The 21,493-nt window shown below is 70.2% G+C and carries 21 protein-coding genes; 11 read left to right on the top strand and 10 right to left on the bottom strand.

From position 1 onward, the window contains the following. The first annotated feature begins 60 nt into the window (after positions 1 to 60). The 4 genes from fliD (at position 61) to ASE78_RS17330 (ending at position 2,965) form a co-directional block, all read left to right on the top strand. Positions 61 to 1,563 carry a flagellar filament capping protein FliD gene (gene fliD / locus ASE78_RS17345; protein ID WP_056498833.1) on the top strand — a complete coding sequence of 501 codons (1,503 nt, stop codon included), beginning with the start codon at positions 61 to 63 and terminating at the stop codon, positions 1,561 to 1,563. Next, entirely contained in the window at positions 1,563 to 1,964 is a 402-nt protein-coding gene (locus ASE78_RS17340) for a flagellar protein FliS (RefSeq protein ID WP_056499323.1), read from the top strand. Before fliD ends, ASE78_RS17340 begins: the two co-directional genes overlap by 1 nt. A 79-nt stretch (positions 1,965 to 2,043) precedes the next feature. Further along, entirely contained in the window at positions 2,044 to 2,577 is a 534-nt protein-coding gene (locus ASE78_RS17335; RefSeq protein ID WP_055758104.1) for an NADPH-dependent FMN reductase, read from the top strand. Between the two features lie 31 nt (positions 2,578 to 2,608). Beyond that, on the top strand, positions 2,609 to 2,965 hold the full coding sequence (locus ASE78_RS17330) for a hypothetical protein (protein ID WP_056498830.1): 357 nt from the start codon (positions 2,609 to 2,611) through the stop codon (positions 2,963 to 2,965). A gap of 34 nt (positions 2,966 to 2,999) precedes the next feature. Here ASE78_RS17330 and ASE78_RS17325 read toward each other — a convergent pair whose 3' ends face one another. Genes ASE78_RS17325 through hemC form a run of 6 tightly spaced genes read right to left on the bottom strand, consistent with a single transcriptional unit; the run spans position 3,000 to position 8,339 of the window. Next, positions 3,000 to 4,109, bottom strand: coding sequence for a CaiB/BaiF CoA transferase family protein (locus ASE78_RS17325; RefSeq protein WP_056498827.1), 1,110 nt, complete (start codon positions 4,107 to 4,109; stop codon positions 3,000 to 3,002). Next, entirely contained in the window at positions 4,106 to 4,618 is a 513-nt protein-coding gene (locus ASE78_RS17320) for a GNAT family N-acetyltransferase (RefSeq protein WP_056498824.1), read from the bottom strand. Before ASE78_RS17320 ends, ASE78_RS17325 begins: the two co-directional genes overlap by 4 nt. Next, entirely contained in the window at positions 4,618 to 5,802 is a 1,185-nt protein-coding gene (locus tag ASE78_RS17315; protein ID WP_082467302.1) for an acyl-CoA dehydrogenase, read from the bottom strand. Before ASE78_RS17315 ends, ASE78_RS17320 begins: the two co-directional genes overlap by 1 nt. Before the next feature lie 11 nt (positions 5,803 to 5,813). Continuing rightward, positions 5,814 to 6,743 carry a hypothetical protein gene (locus tag ASE78_RS17310; RefSeq protein ID WP_156349078.1) on the bottom strand — a complete coding sequence of 310 codons (930 nt, stop codon included), beginning with the start codon at positions 6,741 to 6,743 and terminating at the stop codon, positions 5,814 to 5,816. A 31-nt stretch (positions 6,744 to 6,774) separates the two neighbouring features. Then, positions 6,775 to 7,431, bottom strand: a complete 657-nt coding sequence (locus ASE78_RS17305; RefSeq protein WP_056498813.1) for a uroporphyrinogen-III synthase — start codon at positions 7,429 to 7,431, stop codon at positions 6,775 to 6,777. Next, entirely contained in the window at positions 7,428 to 8,339 is a 912-nt protein-coding gene (hemC, locus tag ASE78_RS17300) for a hydroxymethylbilane synthase (protein ID WP_056498811.1), read from the bottom strand. Before hemC ends, ASE78_RS17305 begins: the two co-directional genes overlap by 4 nt. 491 nt (positions 8,340 to 8,830) lie before the next feature. On the opposite strand from hemC, the gene tsaD reads away from it, so the two are divergent. Together tsaD and ASE78_RS17290 are read left to right on the top strand one after the other, a co-directional pair. Continuing rightward, on the top strand, positions 8,831 to 9,871 hold the full coding sequence (gene tsaD, locus ASE78_RS17295) for a tRNA (adenosine(37)-N6)-threonylcarbamoyltransferase complex transferase subunit TsaD (RefSeq protein ID WP_056498809.1): 1,041 nt from the start codon (positions 8,831 to 8,833) through the stop codon (positions 9,869 to 9,871). Beyond that, positions 9,868 to 10,842 (top strand): NAD(P)H-dependent glycerol-3-phosphate dehydrogenase, encoded by a 975-nt coding sequence (locus tag ASE78_RS17290; RefSeq protein WP_056498806.1) that lies wholly within the window; start codon positions 9,868 to 9,870, stop codon positions 10,840 to 10,842. Before tsaD ends, ASE78_RS17290 begins: the two co-directional genes overlap by 4 nt. On the opposite strand, the gene ASE78_RS17285 is transcribed toward ASE78_RS17290, so the two are convergent. From ASE78_RS17285 to ASE78_RS18455, 3 genes are all read right to left on the bottom strand, one after another. Next, positions 10,843 to 11,439: an SRPBCC family protein gene (locus ASE78_RS17285; RefSeq protein ID WP_235515136.1), complete on the bottom strand. Its 597-nt coding sequence runs from the start codon at positions 11,437 to 11,439 to the stop codon at positions 10,843 to 10,845. A gap of 117 nt (positions 11,440 to 11,556) precedes the next feature. After that, positions 11,557 to 13,383, bottom strand: a complete 1,827-nt coding sequence (locus tag ASE78_RS17280) for an AsmA family protein (protein ID WP_056498804.1) — start codon at positions 13,381 to 13,383, stop codon at positions 11,557 to 11,559. A 259-nt stretch (positions 13,384 to 13,642) separates the two neighbouring features. Further along, a complete protein-coding gene (locus tag ASE78_RS18455; protein ID WP_082448120.1) occupies positions 13,643 to 13,810 on the bottom strand; it encodes a DUF1674 domain-containing protein in 168 nt (55 codons plus the stop codon). A 100-nt stretch (positions 13,811 to 13,910) separates the two neighbouring features. Between ASE78_RS18455 and ASE78_RS17275 the strand changes: the two genes are divergently transcribed. The 5 genes from ASE78_RS17275 to ASE78_RS17255 all read left to right on the top strand — a co-directional run bounded on the left by ASE78_RS17275 (position 13,911) and on the right by ASE78_RS17255 (position 20,331). Then, positions 13,911 to 15,173, top strand: a complete 1,263-nt coding sequence (locus ASE78_RS17275; RefSeq protein WP_056498801.1) for an RsmB/NOP family class I SAM-dependent RNA methyltransferase — start codon at positions 13,911 to 13,913, stop codon at positions 15,171 to 15,173. A 283-nt stretch (positions 15,174 to 15,456) separates the two neighbouring features. Beyond that, entirely contained in the window at positions 15,457 to 16,116 is a 660-nt protein-coding gene (gene rpe, locus ASE78_RS17270; protein WP_056498798.1) for a ribulose-phosphate 3-epimerase, read from the top strand. Continuing rightward, positions 16,113 to 17,849, top strand: a complete 1,737-nt coding sequence (locus tag ASE78_RS17265) for a heparinase II/III domain-containing protein (RefSeq protein ID WP_056498795.1) — start codon at positions 16,113 to 16,115, stop codon at positions 17,847 to 17,849. Before rpe ends, ASE78_RS17265 begins: the two co-directional genes overlap by 4 nt. A 70-nt stretch (positions 17,850 to 17,919) precedes the next feature. After that, the gene (purH, locus tag ASE78_RS17260; RefSeq protein ID WP_056498793.1) at positions 17,920 to 19,509 is read left to right on the top strand and encodes a bifunctional phosphoribosylaminoimidazolecarboxamide formyltransferase/IMP cyclohydrolase; all 1,590 of its coding nucleotides are present in this window, start codon (positions 17,920 to 17,922) and stop codon (positions 19,507 to 19,509) included. Positions 19,510 to 19,728: 219 nt separating this feature from the next. Further along, positions 19,729 to 20,331, top strand: a complete 603-nt coding sequence (locus ASE78_RS17255; RefSeq protein WP_056498790.1) for an HAD-IA family hydrolase — start codon at positions 19,729 to 19,731, stop codon at positions 20,329 to 20,331. 3 nt (positions 20,332 to 20,334) lie between these two features. Here the strand turns inward: ASE78_RS17255 and ASE78_RS17250 are convergent, their stop codons facing one another. After that, positions 20,335 to 21,492: a hypothetical protein gene (locus ASE78_RS17250; protein WP_056498788.1), complete on the bottom strand. Its 1,158-nt coding sequence runs from the start codon at positions 21,490 to 21,492 to the stop codon at positions 20,335 to 20,337. Between the last annotated feature and the right edge of the window lies 1 nt (position 21,493).

The raw sequence follows: 21,493 nt of genomic DNA, 5'->3' as shown, positions 1-21,493 counted from the left end.
TCTCTAAAGAAAACCGCGTCGCTGCCGCTTGATGGATAGAGACGCGCGGGGACAAGTACGATGGCCATCACCACCAGCACCAGCACCGCGACGCCGGCCACCACCACGGCGGCCAAGACGACGACCACCGGCACCAACAGCACGACCGGCAACATCGCCAAATCGCTGGGCCTCGGATCGGGCACCGACACGGTCGCGCTGGTGAAAAGCCTGGTCGACGCGCAATTCGCCGGCAAGACGGCGCAACTGACCAAGCGGCAGGATACGCTGACCTCGCAGGTGTCGACGCTGTCCGAGGTCAAGAGCGGCATCACCGGCTTCGCCAATGCGCTGACCACGCTGGTCAAGAACGGCACGCTGGCGACGCAGTTGACCAGCAGCAGCGGCGTGGTGCGGGCATCGGTGCTGCCCGGCGCGCGCGTGGCGGGGACGATGGCGAGCGTCAGCGTCACCAGACTGGCGAGCGCGCAGGTCGCGGTGACGCGCGAGGCGGTTCCCGAGGGGACGGCGCTCGGCACCGGCAGCCTCACGCTGAAATTCGGCAAGGTCGACGGCAACGGCAGTTTCAACTGGAACGGCAAGGACATCGACCCGATCGTCCTCACCAGTGGCGATACCGCCTCGCTGCAAGGGATCGCCGACAAGATCACGTCCGCCAAGGCCGGCGTGACTGCCAGCGTCGTGTCGGACGCCAACGGCCAGCGGCTGGTGCTGAAAGGGGCCAGCGGCGAGGAACAGGCGTTCACCCTGACCGCGACCCCCGATACCGCCAACAATGGCCTCGAAAAGCTGAACGTCGGTTTCGACGGTTCGACCAGCGGTGCGCGGATGGTGACGCAGGCGGGCAATGCGCAACTGACCGTCGACGGCGTCGAACTGTCGCGCGATACCAACAGCGTGACCGGCGCGATTCCGGGCGTGCGGCTGGAGCTGACCGGGCTGACCGCCGGTGTGCCCGCGACGATCGGCACCACGCCGCCGACCGATGCGATCAGCCAGGCCGTGACCGATTTCGTCGCGACCTATAACGAAGTGATGGCGACCGTGCAGAAGGCGACCGATCCGATCACCGGCGCGCTGCGCGCCGATCCGGCGACGGCGTCGCTCAAGCGGTCGCTCCAGCGGCTGACGCTGACCGAACTGACCACCGCGGGCGACGACACCCCCAGCCGGCTGGCGCAGATCGGCGTCGCGACCAACCGCGACGGCACGCTGCGCGTCGAGACGGCGCAACTGGCCAAGGCGCTGGCGGACAACCCCGCCGCGCTGGAGGCGATGTTCGTGGCGGGCACCGGTGCGACCGGCAAGGGGCTGTCGGCGGCGCTCAACGCGATCTCGCTGGCGGCGGTGGATACCCAGACGGGTCTGGGCGCGACCTCGGCCCGCTATACCAAGGCGCAGAGCGCGATCGACGACGAAAAGACCAAGGTGACGACCCAGTCCGAAACCGTCAGCACGCGGATGACGCAGCAGTTCGCCGCGTCCGAAGCGCGCGTCGCGGCGTACAAGGCGCAGCAGGCGCAGATGGAAACCATGGTCAAGATGTGGACGGCGGATCGCTGATGGCCCGCTATGCCACCGTCCTTGCCGGTGATCCGGCGCAGACCTATCGCCAGGTCGATCTGGCCGGACGCACCGGCGGGGCCGATGCCCACGGCCTCGTTTCGCTGTTGTACGAGGAAGCGATCCGCGCGCTGCGATCGGCCGCATGGGCGGCGACCAACTACCGGTTCCAGATGAAGAGCGAACGGGTGACGCGGGCGATGGCGATCCTGTTCGCGCTGGAGGCGGGACTCGATTTCGACAAGGGCGGCGACCTGTCGCGCACGCTGTCGCGGCTGTACGCGGGGCTGCGCCAGCAGATCGCCGACGCCAGCATCGGCGACGATCCGGTGCCGTTTACCGACGCCGCCGCCTCGATCACCGACATCGCCGAGGCGTGGGAGATGGTGCGGCCGAAGTAGCCGGTCCGTCATTCCCGCCTGCGCGGGAATGACATCGCGAGCCTAGCGCCGCGCCCCGCCATCGGGTAGCGCACGCGCCATGACGCAACCGCATATCGTCGCGCTGGGCGGCACGCTTCGTCCGACCTCCGCCACCGCCACCGCGCTGGAACAGGCGCTAGCCCATGCCCGGTCGCTCGGCGCGCGCACGACGCTGCTGACCGGGCCGGCGATCGACTTTCCCAATTACGAACCGGAAAGTGCTGCGGGCCATGCCGGCATCCAGGCGTTCGTCGCAGCGCTGCGCGGGGCGGACGGGGTGATCGTCGGGTCGCCGGGCTATCACGGGACGCTGTCGGGCCTCGTCAAGAACGCGCTCGACCATGTCGAGCTGCTGCGCCGCGACGACCGGGTGTATTTCGACGGAATGCCGGTCGGCATCGTGGCGACGGCAGCGGGCTGGCAGGCGGCGGTGGCGACGATGGCGACGCTGCGTACCGTCGCCCACGCGCTGCGCGGCTGGCCGACCCCGGTCGGCGTGGCGATCAACACCGCCGAGGACGGCGCGCTCGACCGCGCCGATGCGCAGTTGCGGCTGATGGTCGAACAGATGCTGGGGTTCATCGGGCGGTAGCGTGCCCACCAATCGGGGACGGGGGTGGCCCATGCGGATCGTGACGGTCGTGCTGTTTCTGGCTGCGATCGGTCTGGCCTTCGTGGCCGGCTATGGCTTGCGCCGCTCGGCACCATCGGCGTCGCCATACGACCCCGAATACTGGCCCGGTTCGGAAGCGCAGATCGACGATGCCTATCGACGTTGGGCCGTCAAGGCGGGCGAGCCGGTCGATCAGGTAAAAGGAATGTGGTTTCCGCAGTTGATGTTCCTTCCAACACGCAATCAGGGCATCGGCCTGTCGTGCGTGAAGCTTCGGATCGAACGCGGGGCAATCGGCGGTTCGCCGGTATATTGCTACGATAACGACACCATGAAACTCGTGGCGGAATACAGCGACGTGGAATGATCCTTCGTCAGCGTGACGAAGAGGAACTACCCCCCTACCCCGCCCGCAGCGGCGCGCTGCCGCGCGCGACCATCCGTTCGCCGTCGATCACGATCGGTCCGGCCAGTCCCGGCAGTCCGTCGGGCGCGATCCGCATCCCCCGCGCCACCACCTGTGGGTCGGCGAACACCTCGTTCAGCAGGTTGATCGGCCCCGCCGGAATGCCCGCCGCCTCCAGCGCGTCGGTCAGCGCCGCCTTGCGCCAGCCGCCGACCGCCGCCTGCACCATCGGGATCAGTGCGCCGCGATTCACCACCCGCCCCGGATTGGTCGCGAACCTTGGATCAAGGTGGAGGTCGAGCCCGAGGATGGCGCACAGCCGCGCGAACTGCGTGTCGTTGCCGACCGCGATCACCAGCGCGCCGTCCGCCGTCTCGAACGCCTGATACGGCGCGAGATTGGCGTGGCCGTTGCCCATCCGCCCCGGCACGGTCCCGCCCGCCAGATAGTTGAGCGCCTGATTGCCCAGCACTGCCACCTGCGTATCGAGCAGCGCCATGTCGATATGCGCGCCCTCCCCGGTCAGGTCGCGGCGGCGTAGCGCGGCGAGGATCGCCACGGCCGAATAGACGCCGGTGAACAGATCGGCATAGGCCACACCGGCCTTTTGCGGCGGCCCGTCGGGCTCGCCGGTCAGCGACATCGCCCCGCCCATCGCCTGGATGACGAAGTCGTAGCCGGCACGGTGCGCATAGGGCCCGGTCTGGCCGAAGCCGGTGATCGAGCAGGTGACGAGCCCCGGCCGCACCGCCGACAGCGCGGCATGATCGAGGCCGTATCGGGCGAGGCCGCCGACCTTGTAATTCTCGATCACGACATCGGCCTGCGCCACCAGCGCGCGGACCTCGGCCTGACCCTCGGGCGTGCCAATATCGATCGCGACCGACCGTTTGCCGCGATTGGTCGCGTGGAAATAGGCTGCGTCGCGGTTGCGCCCCGCGTCATCGGTCACGAACGGCGGTCCCCAGTGGCGGGTGTCGTCGCCCGCGCCGGGCCGCTCGACCTTCACCACCTCCGCGCCCAGATCGGCGAGCAACTGCCCGCACCATGGCCCGGCCAGAATCCGCGCCAATTCGACCACGCGGACCCCGGCGAGCGGCTTCACGGCCGGCGCAGCGCGTACACGACATGCGGGACCATGCGCCCGCCCCGCAGCACATCGATGGTGCCGGGGCGCAGCACCGCGCCCAGCGCCGCCACCGCGGTGCGCGACCGGGCATTGGCCTCCCCGATATGGAAGGTGACGGTCGCCGCGTACCGGGTGATGTGATCGATCATCAACCGCTTGGTTTCGCGGTTATACCCACGCCGCCAGCGGTCGCGCGCGAAAAACGTCCAGCCAATCTCGATCTCGTCGGCGTCAGGGTCGTAGGGACCGTAGCGGCTCGATCCGATCACGCTGCCGTCCTGGGCATCGCGGATGGTCAGCATGCCGCCGCCCGCCATCCCCTCGTCGAAGAAGGCACGGAAGACGTCCGCCCGCCAGCGGTCGTGCGCGGGATGCTGGTCCCAGATCGCCGGGTCGGACGCGACCGCGAACAGCGCATCATAATCGTCCGCGACGCTCGGCGCGATCGTGACCAATTGGCCGCGCAATACCGGCTGACGGTTCATCAGAACGCGGCAATGCCGGTGATCGCCCGCCCCTGGATCAGCCCGTGGACGTCGTGCGTGCCCTCATAGGTGTTGACCGTTTCGAGGTTGATCGCATGGCGCATCACATGGAATTCGGCGGCAATGCCGTTGCCGCCGTGCATGTCGCGCGCGACCCGCGCGATGGCCAGCGCCTTACCGCAATTGTTGCGCTTGATGATGCTGATCGCCTCGGGGGCCAGCGTGCCTTCGTCGAACATCCGCCCGGCGCGCAATGCCGCCTGCAACCCCAGCGCGATCTCGGTCTGCATGTCGGCCAGCTTCAACTGCACCAGTTGCTTCGATGCCAGCGGCACGCCGAACTGCTTGCGGTCGAGCATATATTGCCGCGCGGCGTGGAGGCAGAACTCGGCCGCCCCCATCGTGCCCCATGCGATGCCGTAGCGCGCGCGGTTGAGGCAGCCGAACGGCCCCTTCAGCCCCTCGACATTGGGGAGCAGCGCATCCTCACCCACCTCGACGCCATCCATCACGATCTCGCCGGTGACGGACGCACGCAGCGACAGCTTACCCTCGATCTTCGGCGCGGACAGCCCCTTGGTGCCCTTCTCCAGCACGAAGCCGCGAATCTTGCCGTCATGCGCGTCGGACTTCGCCCACACGATGAAGACATCGGCGATCGGCGAATTGGTGATCCACATCTTGGACCCGCTCAACCGGTAGCCACCGTCGATCTTTTCCGCCCGCGTCCGCATGCCCGCCGGATCGGAGCCGGCATCGGGTTCGGTCAGCCCGAAACAGCCGACCCATTCGCCGCTCGCGAGGCGGGGCAGATATTTGCGCTTCTGCGCTTCCGAGCCATAGGCGCTGATCGGGTGCATCACGAGGCTCGACTGCACGCTCATCGCGCTGCGATACCCTGAATCGACTGCCTCGACCTCGCGCGCGACAAGGCCGTAAGCGACATAGCCCAGCCCCGCGCCGCCATATTCGGGATCGATCGTGGGACCCAGCAGCCCCAGTTCGCCCATCTCGCTCATGATCTCGCGCGCGAAATCCTCGTCGAGAAACGCGCGGGTCACGCGCGGCAACAATTTCTCGCGGGCATAGCCGTGCGCCGCGTCGCGCACCATCCGTTCCTCGTCGGTCAGTTGCTGATCGATAAGGAACGGGTCCTGCCAGTCGAAGCGGCCCATATCGGCCATGGTGATTGTCCTTACAGCGTGGGGGCGAGCGGGTCGGGCGTCGCCGACGGGGTCGGGAGCGGGACGGGTGGTGGCGCGATCTGCGCCACCGGGGCCGGGGCCACCTGCGGCAACGGCGTGTCGAGCGCCAGCGCCTCCAGCTCGATCAGCGCCTTGCGCGCATCGACATAGCGTTTGGCCGCGGCGTTCCAGTCGGTGGCGCTGGCCCCGCCCGGCATCCGCTCGACCTCACCGATCGCCAGTTCGACGCGACCGGTGTCGAGCCGGCGGCGCGCCCGCTCCAGCCGGTCGGACGGGCGGCTGCTCGGCGTCGGCCCCTGGCGGATCACGATCAACTGCCCTGCCTCGCGCCGCAGCGACTGCCACCAGTTCTGGTCGGCGGGACCAGCCAGCAACTGGTTGGCCGAGGAATCGAGCCCGCTGCGCAGATCGTCGAGCGTTACCGGCTGGCGCGCGGCGGCAAGGATGGTGCGCACCGCATCGCCCCGCGCCGCGCCGAAGCGCACCCGCAACTGGTTTTCGAGATAGCCGAGCGGCAACCCGCGATCGAGCGCGCGGCGCGCGGCGATCACGATCATCATATTTTCGGCACGCGCGGCGAAGCCCGCCGCCGATCGCGCGCCGGTGTCGATCGCGGCGATCCGCGTCTCCAGCTCGGCCACCTGTGCCGACAGCGTCGCCTCGCGCGCCGACAGCGCGGCGAGGTTCGGCAAGGCGGCGGCAACCGGCGCGGCGCTCGCCGCCGGGGTCGGCTGGGCGACCGGCGTCGTGGTGGCGGCACGCAGCGTCCAGCCGAGGCGCGGGGCGACATAATAGAGCACCGCCAGCGTCGCGCCGATTCCGATCAGGAAGGCGACGCATGCCGCCGCCATCCATCGCCCGCCCTTCGCCCGCCGGGTCGGGCCGTTTGCCGCCATGAAAGGCGCGTCGTCGCTGGTCATGCGCGCCTTATCCCCGTGCGCGCCGACCGGGTCAATCACCGGCAAGCGCAAGGCCGGCGGCGATCACCGCCGGATCGCTCGGCATGGCGGCCACCGCGACCGCGCGCCAGCCGTTGCCGAGCATCATCGCCGCCGCCGGCGAGATCGCCGCGACCGAGGTGGTGCCACGATCCGCCACCAGCGCCGCCAGTCGCGCCGCCGCGCGCGGCGAATGGACCAGCGCCACGCTGCCCGCCAGCCGGTCCATCCCGACCGGTTCGGTGGGCACGGCGGCATAGACCGCGCGGATCGTCGCCACCACGCCATGCGCCGCCACCGCCCGGTCGCGCGCGGTCAGCAGCAGCGCGCGGCGCACCCCCGCCGCGCGCGCCGCATCGAGCAGCGCCCGGCCATCGCCCGCCCCGGTCGCGACCACGCGCAATCCCGCGTCGCGCGCCGCCCGCGCGGTCGCCGCACCCACCGCATGGACCGGCAGATAGGCGAGCGCGGCCAGCCCCGCCCCGGCGTGGCGCACCGCATTGGCGCTGGTCAGGATCAGCGCGTCATGCGCCTCCGCCGGCAGTTCCCACGCCAGCGGCACTATAGCGAACAGCGGCAGCGGGATCGCCTCGCCCCCCAGCGCCCGGATCCCCGCGACGGTCGCCGCATTGCCCGGTTCGGGGCGCAGCACCGCCAACGGCACGCTCACCGCGCGAACAGCCGCGCGACGCTTTCGGGCGCTTCGTCGAGCAGCCGTTCGGCAAGGGCGCGCGGCAGGCCGATGTCGTCGATCGCGCCGCTCGTGCTGCCGGTGACGTGCGCGCTGCCGTCCTGCGCCAGCAATTGCGCGGTCAGCGTCAGCACGTCGCCCTCGATCCGCGCCAGCGCGCCGACCGGCGAATGGCAATCGGCGCCCAGCGCTGCCAGGAAGCCGCGCTCGGCGCGCACCGCCTGATGCGTCGGCAGGTCATCGATCGCCGCCACGAAGGCGAGCGCGGCGGCGTCCTCGGCGCGCACCTCGATCCCGACCGCGCCCTGCGACGGGGCGGGCAGCAGCGTGTCGACCGGCACGGCATGGCCGATGGCGTGCCGCCCCAGCCGTTCGAGACCGGCGGCGGCGAGCAAGGTCGCATCGACCTCGCCCGCCGCCAGCTTGGCGAGGCGCGTGTCGACATTGCCGCGAAACAGTACGATCCGCGCATCGGGGCGGTGGCGCAGCACCTGCGCGGCGCGGCGCGGACTGCTGGTGCCGACCACGCCGTTCGCCGGCAGATCGGCAAGGCTCGCGATCCCGACCAGCCGGTCGCGCACGTCGGCGCGCGGCAACATCGCGGCGATGCGGATCTCGGTCGGGCGAATCGTCTCGACATCCTTCATCGAATGGACCGCCGCGTCGATCTCTCCGCCACACAGCGCCCGGTCGAGTTCCTTGGTCCACAGCGCCTTGCCGCCGATCTCGGCAAGCGCGCGGTCCTGCACCCGGTCGCCGGTGGTGCGGATCGGCACGATCTCGATCGTGGCGGGGTCCACCCCATGCGCCGCCGCCAGCGCCGCGCGCGTGGCGTGGGCCTGTACCAGCGCCAGCGGCGATCCGCGCGTGCCCAGTCTGAACATCATGGCGTTGCTCGCTACGCATCGTTGGCGTGTTGGGCAAGGCGGATAGGGTTCACGCGAAGGCGCGAAGGGCGCGAAGGGGTTGGTTCACGCGGAAGCGCGGAGACGCGGAGGGGGTTGCGATCCGGGCCAGCCGCCCGCGACCGGGAGACGACAACGCCAGCGGACGACGGGGCAAGCCCCGCCTCGAACGCGACCCCCTCCGCGCCTCTGCGCCTCTGCGCGAAAATCACTTCTTCCTGCTTTCTGGCGGACGGAGAAATAGGGAAGGAGTTTTCGCGCAGAGGCGCGGAGGCGCGGAGAATGTTGTGTTCCGGGTGAACCGGTCGCCTCCGGTAGACGAACGACGATAGCCGCTACGCGGCAAGGTCGGTCCCGAACGCAACTCCTCCGCGTCTCCGCGCCTCCGCGTGAACCACCCTTCTTCGCGCCCTTCGCGCCTTCGCATGAACCAAATATCGCCCCGCCGACCAAACCGCGCTAGAGCACCGCAAATGCCCCACCCCCTCATCCTCGGCATCGAATCCAGTTGCGACGAAACCGCCGTCGCGATCGTGCGTGGCGATCGCACCATCCTGTCGCATCGCCTCGCCGGACAGGAAGCCGCCCACGCCCCCTATGGCGGCGTCGTGCCCGAGATCGCGGCGCGCGCCCATGTCGAGATCCTGCCGGCCCTTGTCGAAGGCGCGCTCGCCGATGCGGGCGTCACGCTCCATCAGGTCGATGCGATCGCCGCCACCGCCGGTCCCGGCCTGATCGGCGGGGTGATGGTCGGCCTCGTCACCGCCAAGGCGCTGGCGCTGGCGGCGGGCAAGCCGCTGGTCGCGGTCAACCATCTGGAGGGGCATGCGCTGTCGCCACGCCTGACCGATCCCGACCTAGCCTTCCCCTACCTGCTGCTGCTGGTGTCGGGCGGGCATTGCCAGTTGCTGCGCGTCGACGGGGTCGGCGCCTATCGCCGGCTCGGCACCACCATCGACGATGCGGCGGGCGAGGCGTTCGACAAGACCGCCAAGGTCCTCGGCCTCGGCTACCCCGGTGGCCCGCGCGTCGAGGCGGCGGCGGCGCAGGGCGATCGGCGCGCGGTGCCGCTGCCCCGCCCGCTGACCGGCACGCCCGATCCGCATTTCTCGTTCGCCGGCCTCAAAAGCGCGGTGCTGCGCGCGCACGAATCGGGTCGCTACAGCGTGCCGGACATCGCCGCCTCGTTCAGCCAGGCGGTGATCGACTGCCTCGTCGACCGCACCAGACTGGCGCTGACGCTCGCCGGGCCGGTCGAGGCGCTGGTGGTCGCCGGCGGGGTCGCCGCCAATCGCGGCGTGCGCGCCGCGCTGGAGGCGCTCGCCACCGCGCACGGCCTGCGCTTCGTCGCCCCGCCGTTATGGCTGTGTACCGACAATGGCGCGATGATCGCGTGGGCCGGGGCCGAACGCTTCATGGCCGGGCATAGCGATCCGCTCGACGTCGCCGCCCGCCCGCGCTGGCCGCTCGACCCGAATGCGGAAAAGGTGCGCGGCGCGGGAGTGAAGGCATGAGGATCGGCGTCATCGGCGGCGGGGCATGGGGCACCGCGCTGGCACAGGTCGCGGCGCGCGGCGGCGACGTAACCCTGTGGGTCCGCGACGGCGCGCTGGCCGACACGATCAACACCGCGCGCGAGAACCCGCTCTACCTGCCCGGCATCCCGCTCTCCCCGGCGATTCACGCGACGACCGACAGCGCGGCGCTGGGCGATGCCGATGCGTTGCTGGTCGTCTGTCCGGCGCAGCACGTCCGCGCGGTCCTCTCTGGAATCGACGTCGGCACCCGCGCGCTGGTGTTGTGCGCCAAGGGGATCGAGGCGGGCAGCAGGCTGCTGGTCGGCGAGGTCGCCCGCTCGGTCCATCCGGACGCCCCGGTTGCGGTCCTCTCCGGCCCGACCTTCGCGCACGAGGTCGCCCGTGCCAAGCCGACCGCCGTCACCCTCGCCTGCGCCGATCCGGTCTTGCGTGATCGCCTTGCCGCGCGCCTCGCCGCGCCGGGGTTCCGCCCCTATGCCAGCGACGACGTGATCGGCGCGGAGATCGGCGGCGCGGTCAAGAACGTCCTCGCCATCGCTTGCGGCGTGGTGGAGGGTGCGGGGCTGGGGCAGAACGCCCGCGCGTCGGTGATCGCGCGCGGCTTCGCCGAGATGACCCGCTTCGGCATGGCACGCGGCGCGCGGGCGGAGACGCTTGCCGGCCTGTCGGGCTTGGGCGATCTGGTGCTGACCTGTTCGTCGACCGCCTCGCGCAACTATTCGCTTGGTGTGGGGCTTGGGCAGGGCCGCGCCGCCGCCGAGCTGTTGTCCGATCGCCGCACCGTGGCCGAAGGCGCGTTCACCGCCCCGGTGCTGGCGCAGGCGGCGGCCGACGCGCGGATCGACATGCCGGTCACGCAGGCGGTCGGCACGCTGCTGGCCGGCACCCCGGTGGGCCAAGTGATCGAAGCGCTGCTCAGCCGCCCGCTGAAACCCGAGGGACGGTAATCACAAACTCGCCGCCAGCGCCTCCAACTGGTCGGCGCACTGGTTCCAGCCGGGCTCGAACCCCATCGCCGCATGCTGATCGCGCGTCTCGGCGGTCCAGTGGCGGGCGCGGGCGATATAGCGGGTGCCGCCGTCCTCGTCGGCGAAGGTGATCGTCGCGACCATGAACGGCGCGCCGTCGCCGGGCACGAAGCCGGCGGTGAATGCATCGGTCGTCACGATCCGTTCGTTCGCCACGATGTCCAGAAAGACGCCGCGATGCGGCATGTCCGCCCCCTCGGGGCTGCGCATCGTCACGTCGAACGCCCCGCCCGGTCGCGGATCGACCACCGCGTCGGCGATCGTCCATGGCGCGGGCACAAACCAGCGCCGCAGCAGATGCGCCTCGGTCCAGCAGCGGAAGATGGCCTCGCGCGGGGCCTGTAGCAGCCGGTCGAGCACCAGTTCGCGCTCGGCAGGGAAATCGGTCATCGTCATCGCTCCCGACAGGATCGGCACCATGCTGCCGCATCCGCGCGCGCCGATCAAACCAGAAGACAGATCGACCTTCAGCCAATGCCACCGCGTTTCGTCGTTCCCGTGCAGGCGGGAACCCATAGACGCAACGGGCGCGATGCTATCACCGGCGTCGGCGTATATGGATCCCCGCCTGCGCGGGGATGACGCGGGGTTCGACGGCAAATTTCCCCTGCCAAAGTTGAATGTCGATCCGGCCTACCGCATCGCCCGCGCGATCAATGCGCCGCAGTTCGCGTCACTGGCCAGCGGGTCCTGCCGCCCGCCGATCGCCTTGCCCAGCATCCTGAGGACGCCGCCGACGCTCTTGGTGCCCGGCGGGATCGCAACTTGCGGCGATTGCAGCCGCCCCGTCACCATGACCGGCCGGTCGAGCCGCAACAGCGTCGCCTGTTTCGGTGCGCCGGTCAGCGACAGCGACAGCGTCTCGTCGGCAAGGTTCACTCGGCCCTGCCCTCGCGTCTGCGCACGCGACGTGTCGATCACCAGCGGATCGACCCGGCCGATCCCGTTGGTCACGTCGAGCCGCAGCGCGAGGCAGCGCAGCCGCGCCTGCGCATCGTCATCGGTCGTCACCCCGCGCGCTACATCGGCACCGAGCAGCGAGGCCAGCTTGGCGGGCAGCGTGCCATTGCTGGCGGCGAAACCGATCGTGCCGTCCGCCCGGCCGATCGCCGCGCGCACCGTATCGCCGCTGCCGACCAGCTTCAGCCGCGCGCGCAGCGGCGCGTCGACCGGCGCACCCCCGGCAAAGGTCGAGATACGCGAATCGGACAGCGTCAGGTCGAAGGTCGCGCGCGGCACGCGCCGCCCGCGCTGGTCGACGATCACTTGTCCCGCGATCTTCCCCTGCGACAGCGCGATCGTCAGCGGCGCGACGGTCAGCCGCCGATCGGCGATCGCCAGCGTCGCATCAAGGCCGCGCACGGCGTCCGCCTCGCGCAGCCGGTCGACATGCACCGCCAGCCGCCCGTCGAGATTGGCGAGCTTGGCAAGGTTGATCCGCGTGCCGGGCACCACGCGCGACCCGATCCGCCGCTCGATCGCCGCCGCCCGCGCCCGCCCCTCGTCGGTTTCCAGATCGGCGAAGGCCAAAGACGCGAAGCGCAGCCGGCCGTCGATCTTCGTCGTCTCGCCATCCTTGGTCACGCTCGCCCGCGCCTCGGAAAGTCGCGAGGCACCGATCGTCCCCGAGAGCCGCTCGACCGTCCATGTCGGATCGTCGTGGCGGACCTTCGCGCTCAACCGCACCGGCTGCGTCCCGAACAGCCCGGCCTCGATCAGCGCGTCGAGCGTCTTGAGATTGTCGGCGCGCGCGGTCAGCTCGACCGTCATCCGCTTGGTGTTGAGCGGTGCTGCCATCACCCCCTTGGCATCGACGGTGATCGTCGGCCCGTCGACCCGCGCGACGAACGGCCAGTCGCCGTCGCTGCGGATAACCGGGCCGGTCAGCGCCACCCGCACCGGGCGATTGTCGATCGCCCCGGTCCCGCTCGCGCGGAAGCCCTGGTCGTTCGACGTGACCGTCACCGCGAACTGCCGGTTCTGCACCGCGTCGCGATAGTCGATCACGAGGTCGCGCACGGTCAGGCTGGTGATGTCCGACGCCGATCCGCCCTTGCCCCGCTTGTCGGGTGCCCAGTTCTTGGTGCCGTCCTTCGCGCGCACCATCGCCACCCGCCCGCCGTCGACCGCCAGCGCGGTCAGGTCGAACTTGCCGCGCAGCAGCGGCAGGACGCGGAAGCGCAGGTCGATCCGGTGGAGCCGCACCAGATCGCCGGGACCGGCCCAGCTCGGCTGGGCGATGCGCAAGTCACGCACGATCAGTGTCGGCGAGAACGACAGCGGCTGGACGCGCTCGATCGTCCCGATCGACACATCGGCCCCGAACCGCTCGGCCAGTTTCGCACTCACCCGGTCGCGCAGCACGCCCCAGGGAAAGGCGGCGAGGACCAGCAGCACGAGCAACAGAAGGGCAGCGATACCGCCCAAAAGATACCGCCAGAATCGGGGAAGCGAAGCCATGGAGCGACAAGCCCGAACCCGGCGGTTCGTTCCATGGGCGCAATGGAATTACTGACAGGGGTGAAGGTTGCGTACGCCCGACACCTCTTTCCCCAAAGCGAAGGAAGCACCTGACAACCGACCGCCTTCTTTCATCGTCACCCCCGCGCAGGCGGGGGTCCATAAACGCTGCCGTCGCGCAACCAGCCGAGACCCCGGCGTGTATGGATTCCCGCCTTCGCGGGAATGACGAGTGTAGGATGTCTTGCCACCCGCCCCCCTAAAAATCGACCGCGATGCCCTTGTGCGTCCAGTCGCCATAGCGCGTCGGGCTGAGGCCAAGCGGGTCGTCGGTGTCGTTTTTGGGCGGCAGCGGTTCGGGGGTGGGCACCGGCGGCGACTTGGAGAGATGCGCAGGCGGCTTCACATGAGCGGGGCGGTTGCCCATAGGGGAGTCCTTATCCGGTTCCGTCGGGCATGATCTCGGCGGACCAGCGACAGGATTCAAGTGATCGATCTTTTCATACCCCGTTCGGAGGCGCGCTGACATGGCCCCCCCCCGCCTCGCTCCCGAAGCGCCCGGCGTCCCCGCGCGCCGCGCCGCGCTGCGCCTGCTCGATGCCGTGCTGCGGCGCGGCCTGCCGCTTGAAGCCGCACTCGCCTCGGCGACCGGCGATCTCGACCGGCGCGAGGATCGTGGGCTTGCCCATGCGATCGCCGCCGCCGTGCTGCGTCGCCTGCCCGATCTCGACGCGCTGATCGACAGCGCAACGCAGCGCCCCTTGCCCGACGATGCCAAGGCGCGTTTCGCGCTGCGCATCGCCTTGGGGCAGGCGCTGGTGCTCGGCACCCCGCCGCATGCCGCGATCGCCACCGTGCTGCCGCTGGTCGACGGTGGCCCGCGCAAGCTGGTCCATGGCGTGTTCGGCACGCTGATGCGCGGCAACGCCCGCCTGCCCGACGCCGCCAGCCTGCCCGCCGATACCGATGCGCGCTGGGTGACGGCATGGGGCGAGGACATGGTCATCGCCGCCGCGCAGGCGATCGCGCAGCAACCCCCACTCGACCTGTCGCTCAAAGGCGATAGCGGTCCCGACGGCGTCACCCTCGCCCCGCGCCATCGCCGCCTTGCCGAAGCAGGGCCGATCGCCGATCTGCCGGGCTATGCGGCGGGCGACTGGTGGGTGCAGGACCTCGCCGCCTCGATCCCCGCGCGACTGCTGGGACAGGGGCCGGGCACCGCGCTCGATCTGTGCGCCGCGCCGGGCGGCAAGACGCTGCAACTGGCCGCCGCCGGATGGGACGTGACCGCGCTCGATTCGTCGGCGGCGCGGCTTGCGCGGCTGGAAGAGAATATGGCGCGCACCGGCCTATCGGCCAGAATCGTCACCGGCGACGCGCTGGTGTGGAAACCGGCCGAGCCGGCCGACGCGGTGCTGCTCGACGCGCCGTGCAGCGCGACCGGCATCTTCCGCCGCCACCCCGACGTGCTTCACCGCGTCCGCCCCTCGGTGATCGCCGAAACGGCGGCGCTGCAAAAGCGCCTGCTGGGCCGCGCCGCCGACTGGGTGAAGCCCGGCGGGCGGCTGGTCTATGCCACCTGCTCGCTCGAACCGGCCGAAGGCGAAGTGCAGCTCGACCGTTTCTTAAGCGAGCGCAGCGATTTCACGGTCGAACCGGCGCGCGTGGACGAACTGCCCGAAGGCGTGGTGGCGCACGAGAGCGGCTATGTCCGCACGCTGCCTGGCATGCTGGCCGAGGCCGGTGGCATGGACGGTTTCTTCATCGTCCGTCTGCGTCGCGCCGGATAAGGGGTTTCACGCGAAGGCGCGAAGAAGGTATTTTCGCGCAGAGGCGCAGAGGCGCAGAGGCGCGGAGGGGTTGCGTTCGGGGCCGGGTTCGCCGCGTCAGTGACTGTCCCTCGCGAACGTCTCCCGGTTGCGGGCGGGTCGTTCCGGGCGATACCCCTCTGCGCCTCCGCGCCTCTGCGCGAACCAAAACTTCTTCTCCTTTCGCGGCCTTAGCGCCTTCGCGTGAAACACAATCTGCCCACAAACCTTGCCGCCCCCAAAGACCATGCTAGGACAACACCCTATGTCATCCGTCCGCATTGCCCCCTCGATCCTCTCCGCCGATTTCGCCCGGCTGGGCGAGGAGGTCCGCGCCATCGACGAGGCGGGGGCCGACTGGATCCATGTCGACGTCATGGACGGCCATTTCGTCCCCAACCTCACCATCGGCCCGATGGTGATGAAGGCGCTGCGCCCCCACTCCGCCAAGCCGTTCGACGTCCATCTGATGGTGACGCCGGTTGACCCGCTGATCGACGCCTTTGCCGAGGCCGGGGCCGACATCCTCTCGGTCCATCCCGAATCCGGCCCGCACCTCCACCGCACGCTCCAGCGGATCAAGGCGCTGGGCAAGCGCGCCGGCGTGGTGCTGAACCCCGCAACTCCGGTCGAGGTGGTCGATCAGGTCATTGATCTGGTCGACCTGCTGCTGGTCATGAGCGTCAATCCGGGCTTCGGCGGACAAAAGTTCATCGACAGCCAGTTGACCAAGATCGAAGTCCTGCGCCGCCGCATCGACGCGACCGGCCGGGCGATCGACCTGCAGGTCGATGGCGGCGTCGACCGCGTGACCGCGCCGCGCGCGATCGCCGCCGGGGCCGACTGCCTCGTCGCCGGCACCGCGACCTTTACCGGCGGCCCCACCGCCTATGCCGCGAACATCGCCGCCCTGCGCGGCGCATGACCGAACCGCCGCCGATCGACGAGCCGCGCGACGGGATCGATGTCGGCAAGCGACTGGTGCGGCAGGGCGGCGGCACCGGTCTGTCGCTGTCCGAACGGGTGCGCGACAAGCTGCAACGCCTCGCGTGGCGCACCCCGCTGCACGGGCTGCGGCTGAAGGGCCGCCATCCGCTCAAGCTGATCGCGGTCGCCGACGATCCGTTCCTCGGCGATCTGGATCGCGGCGCGGCGCTGCTCGCGGGCAAGCTGATGGTGCGCGGCGAAGCGCTGCCGCTCGACCGGCTGGAACTGGCCCGCCCCAAATTCTCCGCCGCCTTCGCCGAACATCTCCACGGCTTCGCATGGCTGCGCGACCTCTCCAGCGTCGCGCCGCGCGTGACGGCGGTGCCGATCGCCGAGACGATCATGCTGCAATGGCTGGCCGACCATGGCGAGCGGATCACGGAAGCGGCATGGAACGCCGCCACCTGCGGCCGGCGGATGCTGTCATGGATCGCGCACGCGCCGTTGATCCTGTCGTCGACCGACCTCCTCTATCGCTCGCAGGTGCTGCACGCCTTTGCCCGCACCGCGCGCCATCTCGACGGCGAAGCGGGCAAGGCCCCGGCGGGGATCGCCGCGATCGTCGCATGGACCGGGGTGGTCGCCGCCGGCCTCGTCATTCCCGGCGGCGATGCCCGCCGCGCGTTCGGCGAAACCGGCCTGATCCGCGCGCTGACGACCAGCGTGTTCGAGACCGGCGGCCTCGTCGGCCGCTCGCCCGCCGATCAGCTCGACGCGGTGATGACGCTCGCGGCGTTGCGCGAAATCTATGCCGCGCGGCGGATGACCATGCCCGAACCGGTCGCCGCGCATCTGACGATCATGGTGTCGGCGCTGCTCGGCGTGTGTCACGGCGACGGTGGCCTGTCATGCTGGCAGGGCGCGGGGCCGGTGCCGGGCGAGCGTATCGCCGACGTCGTCGCCGCCACCGGCGTGCGCACCCGCCCGCTTCGCCACGCCGGCGACTGGGGCTATCAGCGGCTGGCGGCCGGACGCACCATCGCGATCGTCGACGCCGCCCCGCCCCCGGTCGCCCGCGCCGCGCACGAGGGATGCGCCTCGACGCTCGCGTTCGAACTGTCCGATGGTGGGCAGCGGATCGTCGTCAACTGCGGCGGGGCGAACATCGCCGCGCTGACCCTGTCGGCCGATCTGCGCCGCGCGCTGCGCTCTACCGCCGCACATTCGACCTTGGTGCTGTCCGACACCAATTCGACCGCGATCCAGCCCGACGGCTCGCTCGGCAAGGGGGTCGGCGTGGTCGACATGGCCCGGCAGGAAAGCGACGCGATCAGCCGGATCGAGGGGAGCCACGACGGCTATGCCAAGCGCCTCGGCTTCCAGCACCGCCGCGTCCTGACCTTGAGCGCCGACGGCCGCGACGTGCAGGGCGAGGACATGCTGATCCCGACCGGCCGCCGCGCGCGGCGTGGCGACACGCCGTTCGTCGTCCGCTTCCACCTCGCCCCCGGCATCGCGATCGAAGCCGGCCCCGACGACCAGACCGCCTTCCTGCGCCTGCCAAACGGCCCCGTCTGGCAATTCCGCGCGAAGGGCGCGCTGCTCTCGGTCGAGGAAAGCCTGTGGATCGGCCCCGATGGCCTGCCGGTCGAGACGTTCCAGTTGGTACTGGCCGGCACCACCCCGCCCGGCGGCCACGACCTGTCGTGGCGGTTCCACAAGACGCGGTAGCGACCGGATCGCGATCGTCCGCCTCCCGCCCCCTTGCCCTCCCCCGCCATTCGCGCGAAAGGGCGCGCCCATGGAAAACGTCCCCGCGAAACGCGCCCTGCTCTCGGTCTCCGATAAGACCGGTATCGTCGATCTCGCCACCGCCCTTGTGGGCTACGGCGTCGAGCTCGTCTCGACCGGCGGCACCGCCGCCGCGCTGCGCGACGCCGGGCTCGCCGTCCGCGACATTGCCGACCTGACCGGTTTCCCCGAGATGATGGACGGCCGCGTCAAGACGCTACACCCGATCGTCCATGGCGGGCTGCTCGCGGTGCGCGACAATCCCGAGCATGTCGCGTCGATGACCGAACACGCCATCGGCGCGATCGATATTGTCGTCGTGAACCTCTATCCGTTCGAGGCGACGGTGGCCAAGGGCGCCGACCGCGACACGATCATCGAGAATATCGACATCGGCGGCCCGTCGATGGTGCGTTCGGCGGCCAAGAACCATGATGCGGTGGCGATCGTCACCGACCCGGCCGATTACGCCGCGCTGATCGCCGAACTGGCCGAGACGGGCGGTGCGACCACGCTCACCACCCGCCGCCGCTTCGCCGCGAAAGCCTATGCCGCCACCGCCGCCTATGATTCGGCGATCGCCCAGTGGTTCGCTTTCGCCGATCAGGGACAGGCGTTCCCCGACACGCTCCCGCTCGCCTTCACCCGCGGTGCCGAGCTGCGCTACGGCGAGAACCCGCACCAGTCCGCCTCGCTCTATATCCCGCGCGGACCCGGCGCACGGGGCATCGCGCAAGCCCAGCAGGTGCAGGGCAAGGCGCTGAGCTACAACAACTACAACGACGCCGATGCCGCGCTGGAACTGGTCAGCGAATTCCGCGACGGTCCGCCGACCGTCGTCATCGTCAAGCACGCCAACCCCTGCGGCGTCGCCAGCGGGATCACGCTGATCGAGGCGTACAAGGCCGCGCTGGCGTGCGACAGCGTGTCGGCGTTCGGCGGGATCATCGCGGTCAACCGGCCGTTGGACGGCGAAACCGCGCGCGCGATCAGCGGCATCTTCACCGAAGTCGTCGCCGCGCCCGATGCCGATGACGAGGCGAAAGCGGTGTTCGCCGCGAAAAAGAACCTGCGCCTGCTGCTGACCGGCGACCTGCCCGATCCGGCGCGCGGCGGGCTGACCGTCAAGACCATCGCCGGCGGTCTCCTCGTCCAGTCGCGCGACGCCGGCAATCTGGCGCAGGTCGACCTGAAGGTGGTGACCAAGCGCCAGCCGACGGACCAGGAACTCGCCGACTGCCGCTTCGCCTGGACCGTCGCCAAGCACGTCAAGTCGAACGCGATCGTCTATGCCAAGGACGGCAGCACGGCGGGCATCGGTGCGGGGCAGATGAACCGCCTCGAATCGGCGCGCATCGCCGCGTGGAAGGCGAAGGACGCCGCCGACAAGGCCGGCTGGGATGCCCCGCGCACGCTCGGCTCGGCGGTCGCCTCGGATGCCTTCTTCCCCTTCGCCGACGGCCTGCTCGCGGCGGTCGAGGCCGGGGCCACGGCGGTGATCCAGCCCGGCGGCTCGATCCGCGACGACGAGGTGATCGCGGCGGCCGACGCGGCGGGTCTGGCGATGGTCTTCACCGGCATGCGCCACTTCCGCCACTAAGCCGGATCGACATTCAACGAGATATTTTCACGACCTGCTCCCCTCCCTGACAAGGGAGGGGTTGGGGGTGGGTAGGCCGGTTGTGGCGCGCTTACGTTTCCTTATCAACCCACCCACCCCCGGCCCCTCCCTTGTCAGGGAGGGGAGCAGGGCGGCCAGCAAGGAACCGCAACGCCCGCCACGATTGCCTCCCCCGCCCGCCCCGGCTACCGGCACCCCATGCCGATCTTCCGCGACACGCCCTACGCCGCCTTCCTGTTCGACATGGACGGCACGCTCCTCGATTCCGGCGCGGCGGTCGAGCGCGTCTGGCGGCGCTGGTGCGCGCGCCACGGCATCGACGCCGACGCGCTGATCGCGGTGTGCCACGGCGTGCGCGGCGAGGACACCGTCCGCCGCTTCGCCACGCCGGGCATGGATGTCGCTGCCGAGGCGGCATGGCTCAACGCCGCCGAACTGGAGGACGTCGACGGCGTCGTCGCGATCGATGGCATCCACGCGCTGATCGCCACGCTTGCCCCGACCGACTGGGCGATCGTCACCTCCGCGCCGCGCAATCTGGCGCAAGTCCGCCTGCACGCGATCGGCCTGCCGCTGCCGGAGGTGTTCGTCACCGCCGAGGACGTGAGCGAAGGCAAGCCCGACCCGCAGGGCTTCCGCCTCGCCGCGCAGCGCCTCGGCGTCGCGCCAGAGGATTGCCTGGTGTTCGAGGATTCGCCGGCCGGCGTCGCGGCGGGCAGGGCGGCGGGTGCCGCCGTCGCCATCGTCGGACCGCGTGTCGCCGCAGAAGAGGGAACCTACGCGATCACCGACTATCGCTGACCTTCAGGCACCATAGCGCGACGCGATCCGATCGCGGCGCTGCGCGATCGACACATCGGGATCGAACTGCACCAGCGTCGCGCTGGTGTGGCGCAGCGCCGCTTCGATCGCGGACCAGCGATCGGCGGAAACCGCGAAATACAGCGTCGTGCCGCGCATCCGCCACGCCGGCACGCTCGCCGCGATCCGGCGCACCACCGCGACCAGATGCTCCTCCGACAAGGTAGCGAACGCTGCATCGCCCATCGTCGGATCGGTCAGCCGCTCGCGCACCCAGCCTTCGGATACGGCATAGTCGGGCGCGTCTGGCTTGCGCAGCACTGTCGTCCACGAACTGCGGCCGTCGCCGAACCGGCGCGCCCTCGCCTCGTTCAGATAGTCGTGCCAGCTTCGCTCATCGTTGATCGTTGGTCGGCGCAACGGGGCGAGGAACGCTGCCTTGTGCTCGGCCTCGGCCGCCAGCTTCGCGCGGTAGACGCGGCAGCCCGCCGTGCGCGCCCGCCCCCAGTCCCACGCATCGGCGAATGACGCCGCCCCGTCCGACACGCGAATCGTCAGGTCGACGGTACGCGCGTCGCGCACATAGCCGTGCTCGGGAATGACGATCGGCAGCATGATCCGCGACCCATTGTCGGAAAAGCGCGGCACGCCCCGCCAGTCGATCGAACTGACCGAGTGCGGCAACGCATCGACATAGAATGCCGGCAAAACATCACCGAGCGACAGCCGCCGCACGACCTTGCCGTCCGGCCCATACAGCACGATCGCGTTCGGGCCGTAACCGGTGCCATGCCAGTCGTCGAACGTTGCGGCATAGCGTCCGTCGTCGCGCACGATCGCGTCGACCGACGCCACCCCGTTCGGGATCGGCCGGTCCCACACGACCCGCCACCGGCCGTCTTGCACCCGTTCGACCCGCGCCCGCGCCGCCTTCGACCCATCCTCGCGCTGCCCTGGCGTCGCCTTGCCGTCGACCATGTCCTCGAAATACGCCAACTGGCTGTCGAGATCGCGCGGCGTCACGATCATCCGCGCCCGCCCGTTGGCCGACGGATAGGTCATAACCTCCGGCAGTTCCCAGCTATCGGCACACGACGGCTCGACCGTCGCCGACAGCCAGACCATCGCCCCCAGCACCGTCGCGATCGATCGCAGTAGCATC

Origin of the sequence: Sphingomonas sp. Leaf25, from assembly GCF_001421635.1 — a bacterium.
In the GTDB taxonomy this organism is placed as follows: Bacteria; Pseudomonadota; Alphaproteobacteria; order Sphingomonadales; family Sphingomonadaceae; genus Sphingomonas.
This window is presented reverse-complemented; position numbering and strand designations above follow the sequence as displayed.

What these genes read in the sequence shown, in the direction of transcription:
- tsaD (WP_056498809.1), top strand. Translation starts at nt 8,831, where the DNA reads ATGCCCCACCCCCTCATCCTCGGCATCGAATCCAGTTGCGACGAAACC.
- ASE78_RS17285 (WP_235515136.1), bottom strand. Translation starts at nt 11,439, where the DNA reads ATGGGTTCCCGCCTGCACGGGAACGACGAAACGCGGTGGCATTGGCTG.
- ASE78_RS18455 (WP_082448120.1), bottom strand. Translation starts at nt 13,810, where the DNA reads ATGGGCAACCGCCCCGCTCATGTGAAGCCGCCTGCGCATCTCTCCAAG.
- ASE78_RS17290 (WP_056498806.1), top strand. Translation starts at nt 9,868, where the DNA reads ATGAGGATCGGCGTCATCGGCGGCGGGGCATGGGGCACCGCGCTGGCA.
- ASE78_RS17340 (WP_056499323.1), top strand. Translation starts at nt 1,563, where the DNA reads ATGGCCCGCTATGCCACCGTCCTTGCCGGTGATCCGGCGCAGACCTAT.
- ASE78_RS17265 (WP_056498795.1), top strand. Translation starts at nt 16,113, where the DNA reads ATGACCGAACCGCCGCCGATCGACGAGCCGCGCGACGGGATCGATGTC.
- ASE78_RS17335 (WP_055758104.1), top strand. Translation starts at nt 2,044, where the DNA reads ATGACGCAACCGCATATCGTCGCGCTGGGCGGCACGCTTCGTCCGACC.
- hemC (WP_056498811.1), bottom strand. Translation starts at nt 8,339, where the DNA reads ATGATGTTCAGACTGGGCACGCGCGGATCGCCGCTGGCGCTGGTACAG.
- ASE78_RS17255 (WP_056498790.1), top strand. Translation starts at nt 19,729, where the DNA reads ATGCCGATCTTCCGCGACACGCCCTACGCCGCCTTCCTGTTCGACATG.
- ASE78_RS17280 (WP_056498804.1), bottom strand. Translation starts at nt 13,383, where the DNA reads ATGGCTTCGCTTCCCCGATTCTGGCGGTATCTTTTGGGCGGTATCGCT.
- fliD (WP_056498833.1), top strand. Translation starts at nt 61, where the DNA reads ATGGCCATCACCACCAGCACCAGCACCGCGACGCCGGCCACCACCACG.
- ASE78_RS17275 (WP_056498801.1), top strand. Translation starts at nt 13,911, where the DNA reads ATGGCCCCCCCCCGCCTCGCTCCCGAAGCGCCCGGCGTCCCCGCGCGC.
- purH (WP_056498793.1), top strand. Translation starts at nt 17,920, where the DNA reads ATGGAAAACGTCCCCGCGAAACGCGCCCTGCTCTCGGTCTCCGATAAG.
- ASE78_RS17320 (WP_056498824.1), bottom strand. Translation starts at nt 4,618, where the DNA reads ATGAACCGTCAGCCGGTATTGCGCGGCCAATTGGTCACGATCGCGCCG.
- ASE78_RS17330 (WP_056498830.1), top strand. Translation starts at nt 2,609, where the DNA reads ATGCGGATCGTGACGGTCGTGCTGTTTCTGGCTGCGATCGGTCTGGCC.
- ASE78_RS17310 (WP_156349078.1), bottom strand. Translation starts at nt 6,743, where the DNA reads ATGACCAGCGACGACGCGCCTTTCATGGCGGCAAACGGCCCGACCCGG.
- rpe (WP_056498798.1), top strand. Translation starts at nt 15,457, where the DNA reads ATGTCATCCGTCCGCATTGCCCCCTCGATCCTCTCCGCCGATTTCGCC.
- ASE78_RS17315 (WP_082467302.1), bottom strand. Translation starts at nt 5,802, where the DNA reads ATGGCCGATATGGGCCGCTTCGACTGGCAGGACCCGTTCCTTATCGAT.
- ASE78_RS17250 (WP_056498788.1), bottom strand. Translation starts at nt 21,492, where the DNA reads ATGCTACTGCGATCGATCGCGACGGTGCTGGGGGCGATGGTCTGGCTG.